Annotated in this window: 1 protein-coding gene; it reads left to right on the top strand. The window is 54.1% G+C overall.

The window, feature by feature from the left end; genetic code table 11:
• On the top strand, nt 1-249 hold a 249-nt coding region (locus C6558_RS40580; protein ID WP_210205735.1), incomplete at its 5' end, for a hypothetical protein.
• Between the last annotated feature and the right edge of the window lie 6 nt (nt 250-255).

Here is a 255-nt window from a genome sequence, read left to right as displayed (position 1 = left end):
CGCCGCTCCCCTTCGAGGCATAGCCGAGAAGGACAAGGCAGCGGCGAAAACAAACCGAAAATCTTCTCTGAACAAACGCTCGGCCAAGCCGAAACGCAAGGGCCGCCTACAAGCGGCCTTTTTGCTTGGGTAAAATCAGAACGTCCCTTACGCGAGACAAATCCGTCGGATTTGCTCGGCACAGACCGTAAATCCCAAAGGGATTTACCTTATCGCGATAAACCGCACAGCGGTTTACGCACCGGATAAACCGCA

The sequence above is a fragment of the Ensifer sp. NM-2 genome (assembly GCF_003024455.1).
GTDB classification, from domain to species: Bacteria; Pseudomonadota; Alphaproteobacteria; order Rhizobiales; family Rhizobiaceae; genus Ensifer; species Ensifer canadensis.
This window is presented reverse-complemented; position numbering and strand designations above follow the sequence as displayed.